11 protein-coding genes and 2 tRNA genes are annotated in these 14,230 nt (G+C 72.0%); 7 read left to right on the forward strand and 6 right to left on the reverse strand.

What is annotated here, in order from left to right; translation table 11 throughout:
• Positions 1 to 179 precede the first annotated feature (179 nt).
• Entirely contained in the window at positions 180 to 4,463 is a 4,284-nt protein-coding gene (locus ABZ454_RS02120) for a PAS domain-containing protein (RefSeq protein ID WP_359535661.1), read from the reverse strand.
• A gap of 212 nt (positions 4,464 to 4,675) precedes the next feature.
• Positions 4,676 to 5,140: an SSI family serine proteinase inhibitor gene (locus ABZ454_RS02125; RefSeq protein WP_359535662.1), complete on the reverse strand. Its 465-nt coding sequence runs from the start codon at positions 5,138 to 5,140 to the stop codon at positions 4,676 to 4,678.
• 223 nt (positions 5,141 to 5,363) lie between these two features.
• On the opposite strand from ABZ454_RS02125, the gene ABZ454_RS02130 reads away from it, so the two are divergent.
• Positions 5,364 to 5,454, forward strand: a tRNA-Ser gene (locus tag ABZ454_RS02130).
• 229 nt (positions 5,455 to 5,683) lie between these two features.
• Positions 5,684 to 5,756: transfer RNA gene (locus ABZ454_RS02135), tRNA-Arg, on the forward strand.
• Between the two features lie 222 nt (positions 5,757 to 5,978).
• Here the strand turns inward: ABZ454_RS02135 and ABZ454_RS02140 are convergent.
• A complete protein-coding gene (locus ABZ454_RS02140) occupies positions 5,979 to 8,495 on the reverse strand; it encodes a tetratricopeptide repeat protein (RefSeq protein ID WP_359535663.1) in 2,517 nt (838 codons plus the stop codon).
• A 121-nt stretch (positions 8,496 to 8,616) separates the two neighbouring features.
• Between ABZ454_RS02140 and ABZ454_RS02145 the strand changes: the two genes are divergently transcribed.
• The 5 genes from ABZ454_RS02145 (at position 8,617) to ABZ454_RS02165 (ending at position 11,409) form a co-directional block, all read left to right on the forward strand.
• Positions 8,617 to 8,817: a hypothetical protein gene (locus tag ABZ454_RS02145; RefSeq protein ID WP_359535664.1), complete on the forward strand. Its 201-nt coding sequence runs from the start codon at positions 8,617 to 8,619 to the stop codon at positions 8,815 to 8,817.
• Positions 8,818 to 9,035: 218 nt separating this feature from the next.
• Positions 9,036 to 9,356 carry a hypothetical protein gene (locus ABZ454_RS02150; protein ID WP_359535665.1) on the forward strand — a complete coding sequence of 107 codons (321 nt, stop codon included), beginning with the start codon at positions 9,036 to 9,038 and terminating at the stop codon, positions 9,354 to 9,356.
• Positions 9,357 to 9,503: 147 nt separating this feature from the next.
• Entirely contained in the window at positions 9,504 to 10,718 is a 1,215-nt protein-coding gene (locus ABZ454_RS02155; protein ID WP_359535666.1) for a helix-turn-helix domain-containing protein, read from the forward strand.
• A 122-nt stretch (positions 10,719 to 10,840) separates the two neighbouring features.
• Positions 10,841 to 11,257 carry an ATP-binding protein gene (locus tag ABZ454_RS02160; protein WP_359535667.1) on the forward strand — a complete coding sequence of 139 codons (417 nt, stop codon included), beginning with the start codon at positions 10,841 to 10,843 and terminating at the stop codon, positions 11,255 to 11,257.
• Positions 11,254 to 11,409 carry a hypothetical protein gene (locus tag ABZ454_RS02165; protein WP_359535668.1) on the forward strand — a complete coding sequence of 52 codons (156 nt, stop codon included), beginning with the start codon at positions 11,254 to 11,256 and terminating at the stop codon, positions 11,407 to 11,409. Before ABZ454_RS02160 ends, ABZ454_RS02165 begins: the two co-directional genes overlap by 4 nt.
• Positions 11,410 to 11,555: 146 nt before the next feature.
• On the opposite strand, the gene ABZ454_RS02170 is transcribed toward ABZ454_RS02165, so the two are convergent.
• From ABZ454_RS02170 to ABZ454_RS02180, 3 genes are read right to left on the reverse strand one after another with little or no spacing between them, the layout of a single operon-like run.
• Positions 11,556 to 12,317, reverse strand: coding sequence for an alpha/beta fold hydrolase (locus ABZ454_RS02170; protein ID WP_359535669.1), 762 nt, complete (start codon positions 12,315 to 12,317; stop codon positions 11,556 to 11,558).
• 28 nt (positions 12,318 to 12,345) lie between these two features.
• A complete protein-coding gene (locus ABZ454_RS02175) occupies positions 12,346 to 12,543 on the reverse strand; it encodes an acyl-CoA carboxylase epsilon subunit (RefSeq protein WP_359535670.1) in 198 nt (65 codons plus the stop codon).
• Between the two features lie 17 nt (positions 12,544 to 12,560).
• Positions 12,561 to 14,120: an acyl-CoA carboxylase subunit beta gene (locus ABZ454_RS02180; protein WP_359535671.1), complete on the reverse strand. Its 1,560-nt coding sequence runs from the start codon at positions 14,118 to 14,120 to the stop codon at positions 12,561 to 12,563.
• Positions 14,121 to 14,230 lie beyond the last annotated feature (110 nt).

The raw sequence follows: 14,230 nt of genomic DNA on the forward strand, positions 1-14,230 counted from the left end.
GCCCGTGGACATGACGAGGGCGGTACGGGAGCACTCCCGTACCGCCCTCGCCCGCGTGTTCCGCCGCCCGTTCGCGGTCCGCCCGCCGCCTGATCCCGGCCCGCTCGCGGGCCCGTTCGCGGTCCGCCTGCCGCGCGTGATCCTGGCTCGCTCGCGGTCCGTTCTTGGTCCGCTCGCGGTCAGTTCGTGCCGATCTTCGCGAGCAGGTCGACGATGCGGGACTGCACCTCGTCGCTCGTCGAGCGCTCGGCCAGGAAGAGGACCGTCTCGCCCGAGCTCAGCTTCGGCAGCTCCGACCGGTTCATGTCGGCCGAGGTGTAGACGACCAGCGGGGTGCGGTTCAGCTGGCCGTTGGCGCGCAGCCAGTCGACGATCCCGGCCCGGCGGCGGCGTACCTGCATCAGGTCCATCACCACCAGGTTCGGCCGCATCCGGGTCGCGAGCGAGACCGCCTCGCTGTCCGTCGCGGCGCAGGCGACCTGCATGCCGCGTCGCTCCAGCGTCTGCGTCAGCGCGAGCGAGATGTCCTCGTCCTCCTCGATCAGCAGGACGCGGGACGGGTGCTGCTCGCTGTCGCGCGGGGCGAGGGCCTTCAGGAGTACGGCCGGGTCGGCGCCGTACGCCGCGTCCCGTGAGGCCTGTCCCAGACCGGCGGTCACCAGGACCGGCACCTCGGCCGCCACCGCCGCCTGGCGCAGCGACTGCAGGGCCTTGCGGGTGATGGGGCCGGTCAGCGGGTCCACGAAGAGCGCGGCGGGGAACGCCGCGATCTGCGCGTCGACCTCCTCGCGCGAGTGCACGATCACCGGCCGGTAGCCGCGGTCGCTCAGCGCCTGCTGGGTGGAGACGTCGGGGGCCGGCCAGACCAGCAGCCGGCGCGGGTTGTCCAGCGGCTCCGGGGGCAGTTCGTCGTCGACGGGCTGCGGGGACGGCCGGTTGGCGACCTCGACGGCACCACCGGGCCCGTCCAGCGGCTCGGGGCCCTCGGCGGCGCCTTCGTCGGGTGCCCCTATGGCGTACGCGCGGCCCTCGGCCGCCGGAGCGGCGAGCAACTGCCCCGAACCCTGGCCCTGAACGGTGCCGCCGGGGCCGGCCGGGGGCGCGGGCTGCGGGGGCGTGGTGGCGGCCGGTGCGGGGGCCGCGGGTGGCAGGGCGGCGCGGTCGCCCTCGGGCGGGGCGGCGAGCTTGCGGCGCCGGCCGGCTCCGCCATTGCCGCCGAGCGTCTGGTTCTGCTGGTGGGCGATGTGCTGGGCGAACGGCACGCCCTGCCCCAGCGTCCGCACGCTGAACGCCCGCCCCTGCGTCGAGTCCGATGACTCGGGCATGGGCGCTTCGGCGGGCAGCGGCTGCCGCCGTGCGTCCGGGCCGGGCGAAAGCTTCCGCGGGCGGGTGCCGTCGTGGGCGGCCGGGCCCGCCGGGCCGGCCGTTCCCTCGGGGGCGGACCCGCGGGCGTCGCCGGCCGTGGACGTCCCGGTGGTGTGCGTGGTCCGGCCGGGTCCTGGCAGGCCGGGGCCACCGGCGGGCCCCTCCGGGGCGACAGGGCCCTGACCCGACGCGTCGTCCGTTCCCCAGCCGCCGGGCTGCGCGGGCGGCGACGGCTGATCGACCGGCCCGCCCTGCCTGGGCAGGGCGAACGGCGCGGCCTGCGCCTCCTGCTGGGGCGCGTCGGCGTGCCGGGCCCGGCGACGCCCGGTCGGGAGCGGGTGCGCCTGCGGCGGAGTGTGGTCGAGGTCCGGCGCGCCGGACACCGCGTCATGGCGCCCGGGCAGCGAGGCGTCCACCTCACCGGCTGCGGGCGGCGGCATCCGGTCGGCGTCGGCGGGCGGGAGCGCGAAGGGCACCCGCGGACCCGCCTCGGCCTGGGCGGCCCGGTCCTGAGCGGCCGACAGGGCGCGGCGGGCGCGGCGCCCGGCCGGATGCTGCGCCGGCGGCTGTGCCTGGCCGTGCGTCCGGGCGGCGTCGTCGAGGCCGGGGAGAGCCATGGCACCCGCGGACTCCGCCCCGGCGCCGGCGGCGGGAAGCGCCAGTTGGTTGTCACCGCCCCGGTGCGTCCGGCGCCGGCCCGCAGGTACCTGCCCCGGCGCGTCGGCCGGCACGCCCTGAGGCGGGACGGTCTGGCCCCGCTGGGGCCGGCCGCCGGCGCCCTGGGCGCCTTCGGCGGCCGTCACCACTGACCCCTCCGAGGGCGCGGACGCCGCTACGGTTCCCTGCGCGGGGACGGGGGCCGTCACGGGCCCCTCCGCCTGCGCGGATGCCGCGATCGCGGGCAGTGCGAGGGCCTGCCCCGGCCCCTGCTGCGCGGTGGCGGTCCGGGGGCCCGTCTCCGCCGGGCTGGGCCGGCCACGCCTGCGACCGGAGCCTTCGCCCTGCTGAGCCGGAATGAGTTCGTGCGGGGCCGCCGCCTCGGGCCTGGGCGCTTGGACGGCCTCGGGCGCGGGACCGCCCCCGGTGTCGCGGCGCGCACGCCGGCGCCCGGTCGGCTCGGCCGCCCCGCCGCCTGCCGGCGCGGGCTCGGCCGCACCGGGGCCGGGGCCTCCTGGGACCGCGGGCCCGATCGCACCAGGGCCTGGGGCGGTCGGCTCGGCCGCGCCGGGCTCGCCCGTACCGTCGGGGCCGTCCATCGGGCTGTCCAGGAACGCGTCAGTGGAGCCTCTGCGCGCCCGGCGCCCTCGCCTGCCGCCGTCCGGGAGCGCGACCTCGCCCGGGACCCCGGAATCAGCCGGGATTCCTGGGACCTCGGAGGCCTGCGGGACCACGGCCACCTCGGCGGCCATGGGCGGAACCGGTGGCATCACGGTCCCCGAACCCGCGCCCAGCGGGACTTCCAGCACGTACGCGCTGCCGCTCATCCCCGGCATCTCGTGCGTCTGGAGCACACCGCCGTGCGCCCGCACGATCCCGCGCACGATCGGCTCGTGCACCGGGTCTCCCCCGGCGAACGGCCCGCGCACCTCGATCCGTACGACGTCACCGCGCTGCGCCGCCGCGACGACGACCGTCGAGTCGACGTAGCCGCCGCCCGGCACCAGCCGGGCCTTGCCGGTCGAGTCGACCCCGGCGACGTCCGCGACCAGGTGCGCGAGCGCGGTCACCAGCCGTCCCGCGTCGACCTCGGCCTCGATCGGCGGGGCGTGCACGGCGAACTGGGCGCGGCCCGGACCGATCAGTTCGACCGCGGCGTCGATGCCGGCCGTGACCACGCCGTCGAGCAGCACGTTCGTCTTGACCAGCGCCTCGGAGCCGCCGTCCAGGCGCTGGTAGCTCAGCACGTTGTCGACGAGCGTCGTCATGCGCGCGTAGCCCGCGGCGAGGTGGTGCAGGATCTGGTTGGCCTCGGGCCACAGCTGGCCCGCGGGGTCGGCGGCGAGCGTGGACAGCTCGCCGCGCAGCTCCTGGAGCGGCCCGCGCAGCGACTCGCCGAGCACGGCGGTCAGCTGGGTGTGCCGGGCGGACAGGTCCGCCAGGCGCTCGGCCTGCTCCTCCAGCTCGGAGGCGTAGCGCTCGGTGCGGTCCGCCAGCTCGGCCGCGTGCTGTTCCACCAGTGCGGTGACCTCGGCGGTGTGCTGCTCGGTGAGCTCCGCGATCTCGGCGGAGTGGCTCGCGGTCAGCTCGGCGACCTCGGACCTGCGCCGCTCGTCGAGTTCCTCGTACGGCCGGCGGTCGGTGAACGTCATCACCGCACCGACCAGCTGGTCGCCGTCCCGCACGGGCGCCGTGGTCAGGTCGACCGGCACCTGCGCACCGCTCTTGGACCACAGGACCTGCCCGCGCACGCGGTGCTTGCGCCCCGACTTGAGGGTGTCGGCCAGCGGCGACTCCTCGTACGGGAACGGCTCGCCCTCGGCCCGTGAGTGCAGGATCAGCGGGTGCAGCTCCTGGCCGCCCAGGTCGCTGGCGCGGAAGCCCAGGATCTGCGCGGCGGCCGGGTTCACCAGGACGACCCGGCCGTCCGTGTCGGTGCCCACGACGCCCTCGGCCGCGGCACGCAGGATCATCTCGGTCTGCCGCTGGGACCGGGCCAGCTCGGCCTCGGTGTCGACGGTGCCCGACAGATCGCGCACGACGAGCATCAGCAACTCGTCACCCGTATAGCTGCCGCTGTACGAGTTCTGGGCGTCGGTGTACGCCGCCTGCCCGTCCTCCAGGCTGGCGCTCGTCACCTCGACGGGGTACGCGTTGCCGTCGGTCCGCCGCGCGATCATCCGCGTGGGCTTGGTACGGCCCCGCTCGTCCGCAGCCTCCGGCCTGCGCATCGATCCCGGGATCAGCTTGGAGTCGAACTCCGGCAGCAGATCGAGCAGTCCTCGGCCGACGAGCGCGGTGCCCGGCGTCTCGAACATTTCGAGGGCGATGGTGTTGGCGTTGACGACCGTACCGTTGCAGTTGACGAGCAGAAGCCCGTCCGGAAGGGCGTCGAGTATGGCTGCGAGGCGAGCAGCGCCTCGAGATGGCCTGCTGCTCACGACGACGCTTCCTCCCTGATTACTGCACCTTGCCGACAGCGGGCCCCATCTTGCCCCTCGGGCCTCAGGCTGTCACTGGAGGAGTCTAAAGGCTGGGGAGGGGCGAGGGGCGGCGGATGAGGGGGAGCTCTCACCAAGGTTCTGTGCATACGGTGTACGACTCCTGCCCCTCGTGTACGCCCCCGCCGCCCCGAAACGGGTACAGCCGCAGCTCACCGGACGTTCGGGAGCACCGGCCGCAGGCTGTTCCAGCGCCCGATCTCGCACCCGTTGGTCCGCTCGAACGTGGAGTCGATGGTTCGCCCCTGCCACGTTCCGGTGACCCGGGCGGTGGCTGCTCCGCCGAACTGCTGCGTGCACATCGCGGACCGGGACACCGGCTCGAACGGGTCCGCGCTCTCGCCCGCGAGCTGCGTCAGCCGGTCGCATGCCTGCTGCGCCGCCGGGTGGTTGCCGCCCGTCGGCTCGCACTCCAGCTCGTACGTACCGTCGGCTTCCGGGTTCCCCGTCCCCGAGACGGCCACGGTGAGATGCGTGGCCGCGTCGTCCATCTGCAGCAGGGACATCGGCAACGGCAACGGCAACGGAAGGGGACCGGCCGCGGCCGTCGCCGCCGGGGCGGCGGCGGACAGCGCGGCCAGCGACACGACGGCGGTGAGGGCAAGACGACGCATCATGCGGGCTCCTGAGTCATGCGTGCCGTCGGCACGGGCCGGCGGCGGACGGAAACGAAGGGCGGGTGCCCCGCCATCACTAACGCTCCGCACGCCACGGCGTTGCGCAACCGCAGACGCTTTGCCCTCTCGGCCGACTGCCTAGTACGGTAGGCAGCGATTGGTGACGCAACACTCAGCTGTGTCATCATCTGCACGCACCACCCGCGCTCGCGTGGGGTGTGCTGGAGGCGTCGCCTAGTCCGGTCTATGGCGCCGCACTGCTAATGCGGTTTGGGTCTTAAAACCCATCGAGGGTTCAAATCCCTCCGCCTCCGCTTGATCACCGAAGCCCCGCGCCACTGGCCGGGGCTTCGGTCGTTCCCGGGAGGGGACGAGGCGCCGGGGCGTGGGGAGAGGGCCGGGACGGGTCCGGCGGGGAAGGGCTCGTACCGGTGTTCTCGCAGCTCAGCAGTGGTGCGGCTAATGGATTTCGCGTCACGGCGCAGGTCATGTAATGTTGTTCTCGCAACGCCGACGGGGCAGAAAAAAGCCCGGGAAGCACAAGCACTCGTAGCTTAACGGATAGAGCATCTGACTACGGATCAGAAGGTTGCAGGTTCGAATCCTGCCGAGTGCACAGCAGGCCAGAGGCCCTCAGGAGAAATCCTGAGGGCCTCTCGCGTTGTCCGTACAGCAGCGAAGTGAGCAACCGCGTCGATCGCTGCCGGCCCTTGGTGGTCCCACCCGTCGCAGCGGAAAGCCGGCCGATCGCAGTACGCGCTTCCTCCTCGCGCGCCTCCGCTCCCGGTCACCCTCGGAAGGGGCCCGGGAGCGGATTCTGCGGCCACGCCGGGACGGGTCAGTTCCACGGGGAGCTCGGGGTCCCGTCCGCATCGAGACCGAACGGCCATCGGTCCGCGAGGGCCGACTCTGCGAATCCAGAGTCTGCGATCTCTCGGTGCAGAGTCTCAGCGCCCTCGGTATCGCCGAGGTCTTCCCGCATGCGAGCCAGATCCAGAACAGCATGTCTGTCCCCGGCGTCGATTGCACGCTTGTACAAGCCCTCGGCGCCTTCGACGTCCCCGGTCTCCACCCGGTACCGCGCGAGCATGGAAACGGCCACGAGCTCTCCAGCGTCCGCAGCGCGTTGATACTGGGCTTCGGCTTCCGGGTTGTCTCCGAACGCGCTCCGCACCGTGGCCAGGAGGACCATGCTGGTGGTGCTGCCGGCATCTGCGGCCAACTGGAACAGGGCTTCGGCGCCTTCGACGTCCCCGCCGCCCAGGCGCAACTGCCCGAGCTCCATCAGTGCGTCCGCGTCCCCGGTGTCGATGATCCGCTGCTGCAGCGCTTCGGCTTCCGCGTCGTCCGAGACCGCCATGCGCCGCTTCGCCAGAAACACGAGCCCGGCCGGGTCGCCGGAGTCGGCGGCACGTCGGTAGAGAACGTCGGATCCGTCGAGATCGGAAGTCTGTCCCTTTGCCTGCGCCAGTGTGACCCGTACGTCCAGCAGCCGGACAAGCAGTACCGGGTCGATGGCGTCCGCCGCCTGCTCATAAAGGACCTCGGCGCCTTCGACATCTCCGGCCTCCGCTCGCAGACGTGCCAGGTCCAGGAGCGCGGGGCTGTGACCGGCACCAACGGCTGCCTGATAGAGGTCTTCGGCCGCGTCGACGTCGCCGGCCTCTGCCCGTGCCTCAGCCAGTCGCTGCAGCGCCACAGTGCTGCCGGCGCCGGCGGCTCTCCGGTAGAGAGCAGTGGCTCCCTCGATGTCCCTCTCACCCTCTCGCCTCTTCGCAAGCTCCATCAGAGCATCGGGGTGTTCGGCCGCGGCTGCCTGTGCGAGGAATGCATCGGCGCCTTCGGCATCCCCGGCTCTCTTCCGCATTTCCGCCAGTTCCACGAGGGCGTTCGTGTCGCCGACGTCTGCGGCTCCACGGAAGAGGTGATGAGCCCATCGGAGACGCTGCCTTGAGCGCGCCGCCCTGGCGAGGTTGCTGAGATCGCCGGCCTGGTTCAGATGGGCCGAGGCGGACGCCCAGAAGGAAGCAGGCGGGCACAGCCGCTCTCGTTCACTACGACCGTGCTGTTCAAGGAAGTCGGCAAGCCGGAGTACGGGGGCTGCCCCGACGACGAAGACGTCGTCGGGTGCCCGACTCGTGGGAGGTTGACGACGGGGGCGGGTGGCAGTTCGGCGCAACGGGGCCTGTTTGCCGTGGACGGGGCGCGCCAGGTCAGCAAATGCGTCTTCGGCCCAGTCCTCGGTCAGCTGGTCGTAGTCGTGGTCGTCCAGGTAGTCCACAGCGGCATCGATGAGGAACTCCTGGGGAAGGTGAAGCCCCACGCCCAGACGCCGTGCGTCCATGGCCGCCGCCAGTAATGCCCTGACCGGTGGCGTGCCGTTCTCGTAGCGGCGCAGAAGCTCGGGAGCCCCTGCTAGGTCTTGGGCCACTCGTCCGTCGCCACCGGAACGTTCCAGGGCTCGGGCCAGGAGATCATCGGTTTCGGCCAGCGTGGATGCCGTGGCAAGGGCGTCGCGGTCGAACGCTTCGGCGACGGTGACGGTCCGACCGGCCAGCAGTTCCCGGACGCGGCTGTGTGGGTCGCTCTCGTTCGGGCGGGGGAGGGTCGTGTACTGCTTGGCGTATTCGGGCCAGAGGGTCCCGAGTACGAGGACCGGTCCCCGCGCGGGCTCGGTCAGCAGGCCGTGCACGGCTGCCGCGATCCGCTCGCCTGTCCGCGGGTCGCCCAGGTAGTGCTGAGCTTCGTTGAGCCAGACGACTGTCCGTTGACGCACGTGACGAAGATCCGCGAGGGCGGCGTGAGCTCTCGTGGGATCGAAGGGGTGCCACAGGTGCCAGCCGTCCGCCGCCAGGGGCTGGACGGCTTCCCAGCAGGCTCGTGTCTTACCTGTGGAGGAAGAGCCGATGAGGACCAGCATGCGGCTCTTGCCTTCGGCGGCGTCCCGCACGGCCTCCGCGAGAACGCGATCATGGGCCCGTGGAACGTAGCTGGACAATTCCATGCTCAGTGCGGGACCGGCGGGATGTACCTCCAAGTCGTGCGGGTGCCACACGCCGATCGGCCGGCCGGGGCCGGGGTTCTCACCATCCGCGTCCCTGGCCTCGCCGGCCGCGATCCGCCTCAGCGCCAGCAACTCGCCCACCGGAAGCCGCAGCGTTCGAGCGAGGGCCGCGACCGTAGCCGCCGACGGTACAGGGCCGTCGTTCTGGAAGGCCTCTTGCACGGTTGTCCGGCCGAGGTTCACCCCGGACGCCAGGTCCCTCTTGGTCAGACGGGAGCGGGCAAGGCCGTCGGTCAACCTGTTGCGCAGCCCGGAGAGCGCCGCAGCACGCTCTTCCTGCTTCTCGGCCACCTTCGCGGTCCTCCTTGGCTGACGTGTTCGCCGGTGTTCATCTTCATCCGGTCGGACCCCGGTGAACACGGATCCCGAGAACTTCGGGTCGTTGACATTCATCGGATACCTGGAGTGAGCCATGTCCCATGCCACTGCCGTTTCGTTCGCCGTCGTGCTGGTAGTCCTCGTCGCCCTGCTGGCGGCCGCCACCGCGGGGAAACTCGCCCGTCTCGACGGCGCCAGCTACCCGACCGCGTTGTGGAGGGCCGCGGCCACCTTCGCGGCGGTTCTCACTCTCGCCGCCGCTCTGACAGGCGCGCTCACGCAGGTGCTCTCCTGAGATCTGCCTTCTGGGTTCCAGTCCTTATCCGCACCTTCCGTGCGTCTGCGCTACCCGCTCGGAGTCGCCGGCGGTCCCTGACGGCGACGCCGGCACCGGGGTGCCGCACGTGACGGTGTCTCTTGCCGCCTCGCAGCCGGATTCAGGCGGCGGAGCCCCGGACTTGACCGGGGCTCCGCCGTCGTGCCAGGAAGATCGTGCCGGTACGCTCCCCGGCCATGACGACACCTCACGCGGACGCCCGGGCAGCCCCCTCCTCGAACGCGTTGCTGGGCGTCTCTTTGGCCTCGCTGGGCGTCTTCCTCGTCAGCTGGGCTCTGTGCTGGGTGAACGCGTACGTCATCCACGACGACCTGCCGAACGCTTGCGGGGACCTGCGCCGGCAGAGCTTTCCGCCGGAGGTGGCATGCGTGTCTGCGAGCGGCACGCTCACCGGTGCGAACGCAGGCTGGCTCGTGGCCCTGTTCTTCGCTTCGCTCGTGGTGTTCGTGTTGCTCATGAGTATGGTGCTGGCCCTCGCGGCCGTCCGCAGGAAGTGAGACATAGGGCGGGGGGCGCGTACGGCTCTTCTACGTCAGGGAGCAGAGGACAGTTCCACCGGAGCGGGTCGTGGCGCGCGGCTCGTGCCCGCTGCGGGGCGTCCTCATCGGCGCTCTCCGCGAGCGTCGCGGGCGTACCGTGGCAGCGTGGCAAATGATGACCTGGGACGGACTCTGCGCCGCTTGCGCCGTCTGGCCTCCCTGACACAAGAAGAGCTGGCCGGGCGGTCCGCTGTGTCCGTCGATGTGATCCGGCAGCTCGAACAGGGGCGGAAGCATTCGGCACGCCTCCCCACGCTGCACGCGCTGGCCAACGGGCTGGGCGTGGAGCTGACGACGCTTCTGGGTGACCCGCCCGCTGTGTCCTCAAAGGGTGAGAATGACGGACCGCGCTTCGTAGCCGTGCGACGCGCCATCATGCCGGCGCTCCGGGGACCGGAGCCGCAGCCGCCAGGGCCCGATTTCTCGCTGGAGCGTCTGCGTGAGCAGATCGCGGACGGCTGGACGCAGTACCACGCCGCCGAGTTCGACACGGTGATGAAGGCGCTGCCGGACTTGATCTCGGATGCGCGCGCGGCTACCGCCTCAGGTGACGAGGACGTCCGCCGGACCGGTTTCGCGGCCCTGGGCAAGGCACTTCAGCTTGCCGGGCACGTCGCCGTGCGGATGGGGAAGACGGACCTCGCTCTCATCAGCCTGGAGCGCGCGACGGACGCTGCGGGGCAGTCCTCCGATCCGCTGCTTCTGCCGATGATCGTCAACTCAGCGGCGTGGACCTATCAGCGGCAGGGGCGCCTGGACGACGCGTTGGGCATCGCGCTTCGTACCGCCGATGACATGGCGCACGAAGGCCGGACCGAGACGGCCGACGGCCTGAAGGTGTGGGGCGGGCTGATCATGAGTGCCGCCACGTCCGCCGCACGGAGCGGCGACTACGAGCGCGCAGCGGCGATGATGGGGGCGGCGGAGAAGGAAGCGGCCCGCGTCGCGAAGCTGCCCGACGGGGGGGACAACCGCATGGTCAGTGTCTTCAGCCCGTCGTCGGTCCGCATCGAACGTGTCCGGCTGGCGGTGCAGTACGGACATCCGGAAGACGCCCTGGCGTTGGCCAAGGGGATGCGGCTGAGCAAGGACACGCCGCAGTCCTGGCGGACATGGCTGCTGCTGGACGTAGCACGAGCTCATACGGACATCGGGGACGCGGCCGGAGCGGTGAAGACGTTGGAGTCCCTGCGTCGTGTGGCGCCGACGTGGATACAGCACCACACGCTGGCCGTGGCCATCGTGCGTGACCTCTGGGCGCTGCCCAACCACCCGCCCGGCCTCCGGTCGTTGGCGGAGTTCCTGGGGGTCGGCGAATAAGGCGGTGAAAGTGGGACGTTGCGCCCCTGTCAGCGTTCCCGGCATGTCGCTTACATGAGCGGAGAGCGCCCCGGCGGCCGTGCGACCGGCCCGGGGCTCGGCCGATCTGAGAGCAGACCGACATGCCGCAACCTACGACGCGGGCCCGTCCGACCGGGCACCCCGGCTACAGCCAGACATTGCCGCGCGAGCCGGAGAGCGCCTCCACCGCCCGGCGCCTCACGGACGCCGCCCTTTCCTGCTGGGGCCTGGACGAGCTGGCCGAGGACAGCGCCCTGATCGTGACCGAGCTGGTCGCCAACGCCGTGCAGCATGCCCGGCGGGATTTTCTCCGCGTCGTGGTGGAGCGCACCGACGCGCGGACGGTACGCGTGGCCGTCGCGGACTTCTCCCAGGCGTGGCCCGTGGAGCGCGAGGCAGGCGACGGTGACGAGGGCGGGCGAGGCCTGTTACTGGTGGCGGCACTGGCGGCCGACTGGGGCACGGACGAGCGCAGCTGGGGCAAGATCGTATGGGCGGACCTGGAGGGGCGCGGGTGAGCGCCGCAGAGGCCCCCGGTGGCAGCGCGGCCCGAGCCCACCTGTCGCAGTTGGTCGAGATGTTCGGTGCGGACGGGTGCCTGCGCATCAGGACGGACCCCGACCCCGACGCAGCCGGCGGCACCGAGCAGGAAGACGACGGGCAGACCTGACTGCCCGGCGGCGGGCGAATTCCCGGCCGGCGCACATCACCGAGCCGGGACTTCACCGTCCCACGGCTGCTCACGGAGCTTTGACCCGAGTCCCGTGGTGGCCGCCCGGAGGTTTCGAGCCAGCCCCCGCGCCTCGGCCCGACCCGCTACGCGACGCTTTCGCGGATCAGCTGGATCACCTCGGCCGCGTGGTCGTTCAGGTAGAAGTGGCCGCCGGGGTAGGTGTGGAAGGTGCAGGCGGACGTGGTGTGGGTGGTCCAGGCTGTGGCTTCCTCCTCGGTCACCTCGGGGTCCGTCGTGCCGTTCAGGACGACGATCGGGCAGGTCAGGGGCGGGCCCGGGAGGTAGCGGTAGGTTTCCGCGGCGCGGTAGTCGGCGCGGATGGCGGGGAGGACGGAGCGGAGCAGTTCCTCGTCGGCCAGGACAGCGGGGTCGGTGCCGCTCATGCGGCGGATCGTGGACAGGAGTTGCGCGTCCGGGGCCAGGTGGACGTGCTCGTTCTCGCGGGGGCGGGACGGGGCGCGGCGGCCCGAGGCGAAGAGGGTGACGGGGGTGATGCCGGCCGCTTCCAGGCGCAGCGTCACCTCGAAGCCCAGGGTCGCGCCCAGGCTGTGGCCGAACAGGGCGACGGGGCGGTCGCACCACGGCAGCATCTCGGCGGTGATCAGGTCGGCCAGGCGGCGTACGTCGTCCACGCACGGTTCGGCGCGGCGGTCCTGGCGGCCGGGGTACTGCACCGCCACCACGTCGGCGGCGGGGGACAGGGCGCGGGAGACCGGGAAGTAGTAGCTGGCCGAGCCGCCCGCGTGGGGGAGGCAGAACAGCCGCACGGGGGCCTGTTCGGCGGGGTGGAAGCGGCGCAGCCAGGGCGTGGCGGGGCGCGTCGTGGTGGTGGGTGTGCTGGTCATCGGGGAGCGGTGTCCTTACGCAGTCGGTTCACGGGGCGGTCCAGGTGCCCGGCGGGCGCCAGCCGCGTGCGGGTCCCCAGGCGGCTCGGGGGCGTGGGGAGGGGGGCTCGTCGGTGTGGTCCCGGCCCCGGGACGCGGAGAGCAGGACGAGGAGGAGGGCGGCGAGTTCCGTGGCGTCCGGGGTGCCGCGCTCGATCGTCAGGTGTGGCCCGTGCGGTTCGCTCATCGCGCGTGCTCCTCCTGTCAGAACGGTGGGTTGCCGTGTTTGCGTTCGGGCAGCGGCACGTGTTTGGCCCGCAGGACGTCCAGGGCGTCCACCAGGACCTGCCGGGTGGTGGCCGGGTCGATGACGTCGTCGACGAGGCCGCGCTCGGCGGCGTAGTACGGGTGCATCAGCTCCTGGCGGTACTGCTTGACGCGCTGGGCGCGCGCCGCCTCCGGGTCGTCCGCGGCGGCGATCTCGCGGCGGAAGACGACGTTGGCCGCGCCCTCCGCGCCCATCACCGCGATCTCGTTGGTGGGCCAGGCGAAGGACAGGTCCGCGCCGATGGAGCGGGAGTCCATGACGATGTACGCGCCGCCGTACGCCTTGCGCAGGATGACCTGGACCCGGGGGACGGTGGCCGCGCAGTACGCGTAGAGGAGCTTCGCGCCGTGCCGGATGACGCCGTCGTGCTCCTGGTCGCTGCCCGGCAGGAAGCCGGGGACGTCCACCAGGGTCACCAGCGGGATGCTGAAGGCGTCGCAGGTCTGCACGAACCGCGCCGCCTTCTCCGCCGCGTGGATGTCCAGGACGCCGGCGAGGGAGGCGGGCTGGTTGGCGACGATGCCCACCACGTGGCCGTCCAGCCGGGCCAGACCGCAGATGATGTTGGTCGCCCAGGTGGCGTGGACCTCGAACAGGTCGGAGTCGTCGACGATCTCCTCGATCACCGCCCGCATGTCGTACGAGCGGTTGGGGTCGGCCGGCACGAGCTGGGCCAGGGCGTCGGCGCGCCGGTCGGCCGGGTCCTCGCAGGGGACGGACGGCGGCAGTTCGCGGTTGTTGGACGGCAGCAGTGACAGCAGGTGGCGTACGTCCTGCAGGCACTCCTCCTCGGTGTCGTACAGGAACGCGCTCGCGCCGGAGACCGAGGAGTGCACCTGGGCGCCGCCGAGGTCGTTGTGGGTGATCTTCTCGCCGGTGACGGCCTGGACCACGTCGGGTCCGGTGATGTACATCTGCGAGATGTCCCGCACCATGAACACGTAGTCCGTCAGGGCGGGTGAGTACGTCGCCCCGCCGGCGCACGGTCCGAGCATCACGCTGATCTGCGGGATCACTCCGGACGCCGCGACGTTGCGACGGAAGATGCCGCCGTAGCCGGCGAGCGCGGTGACGCCCTCCTGGATGCGGGCTCCCGCGCCGTCGCTGAGCGACACGAGAGGGACCCCCGCCGCCAGGGCGAGGTCCATCACCTTGTGGATCTTCTGCGCGTGGGCCTCGCCGAGCGAGCCGCCGAATATCCGGAAGTCGTGGGCGTACACGAAGACCTTGCGGCCGTCCACCTTCCCCCAGCCGGTCACCACGCCGTCGGTGTGCGGCCTGCGGTCCTCCAGCCCGAACCCGGAGGCCCGGTGCCGTCGCAGCTGTTCGATCTCCCGGAACGTACCCGGGTCGAACAGCAGGTCCAGCCGCTCGCGCACGGTCAGCTTGCCCCGCGCGTGCTGCGCCTCGGTCGCGCTCGGCGAAGGGCCCAGCTCCACGGCCTCCTTGATCGCTTCTCGTTCGGCCACTCGGACACTGACATCGGCAACGGTCATGCTCCACCCGTCTCTTCGGCCATCGGGGCCGCCGATGGCGGCGCCCTGGGCAGTGCGTGCCATTGAAGGCGTCGGGGGCGGGTGCGGAGAACACCGACCACCCCCCTGAC

It is taken from the genome of Streptomyces sp. NPDC005803 (assembly GCF_040630435.1).
Lineage (GTDB): Bacteria > Actinomycetota > Actinomycetes > Streptomycetales > Streptomycetaceae > Streptomyces.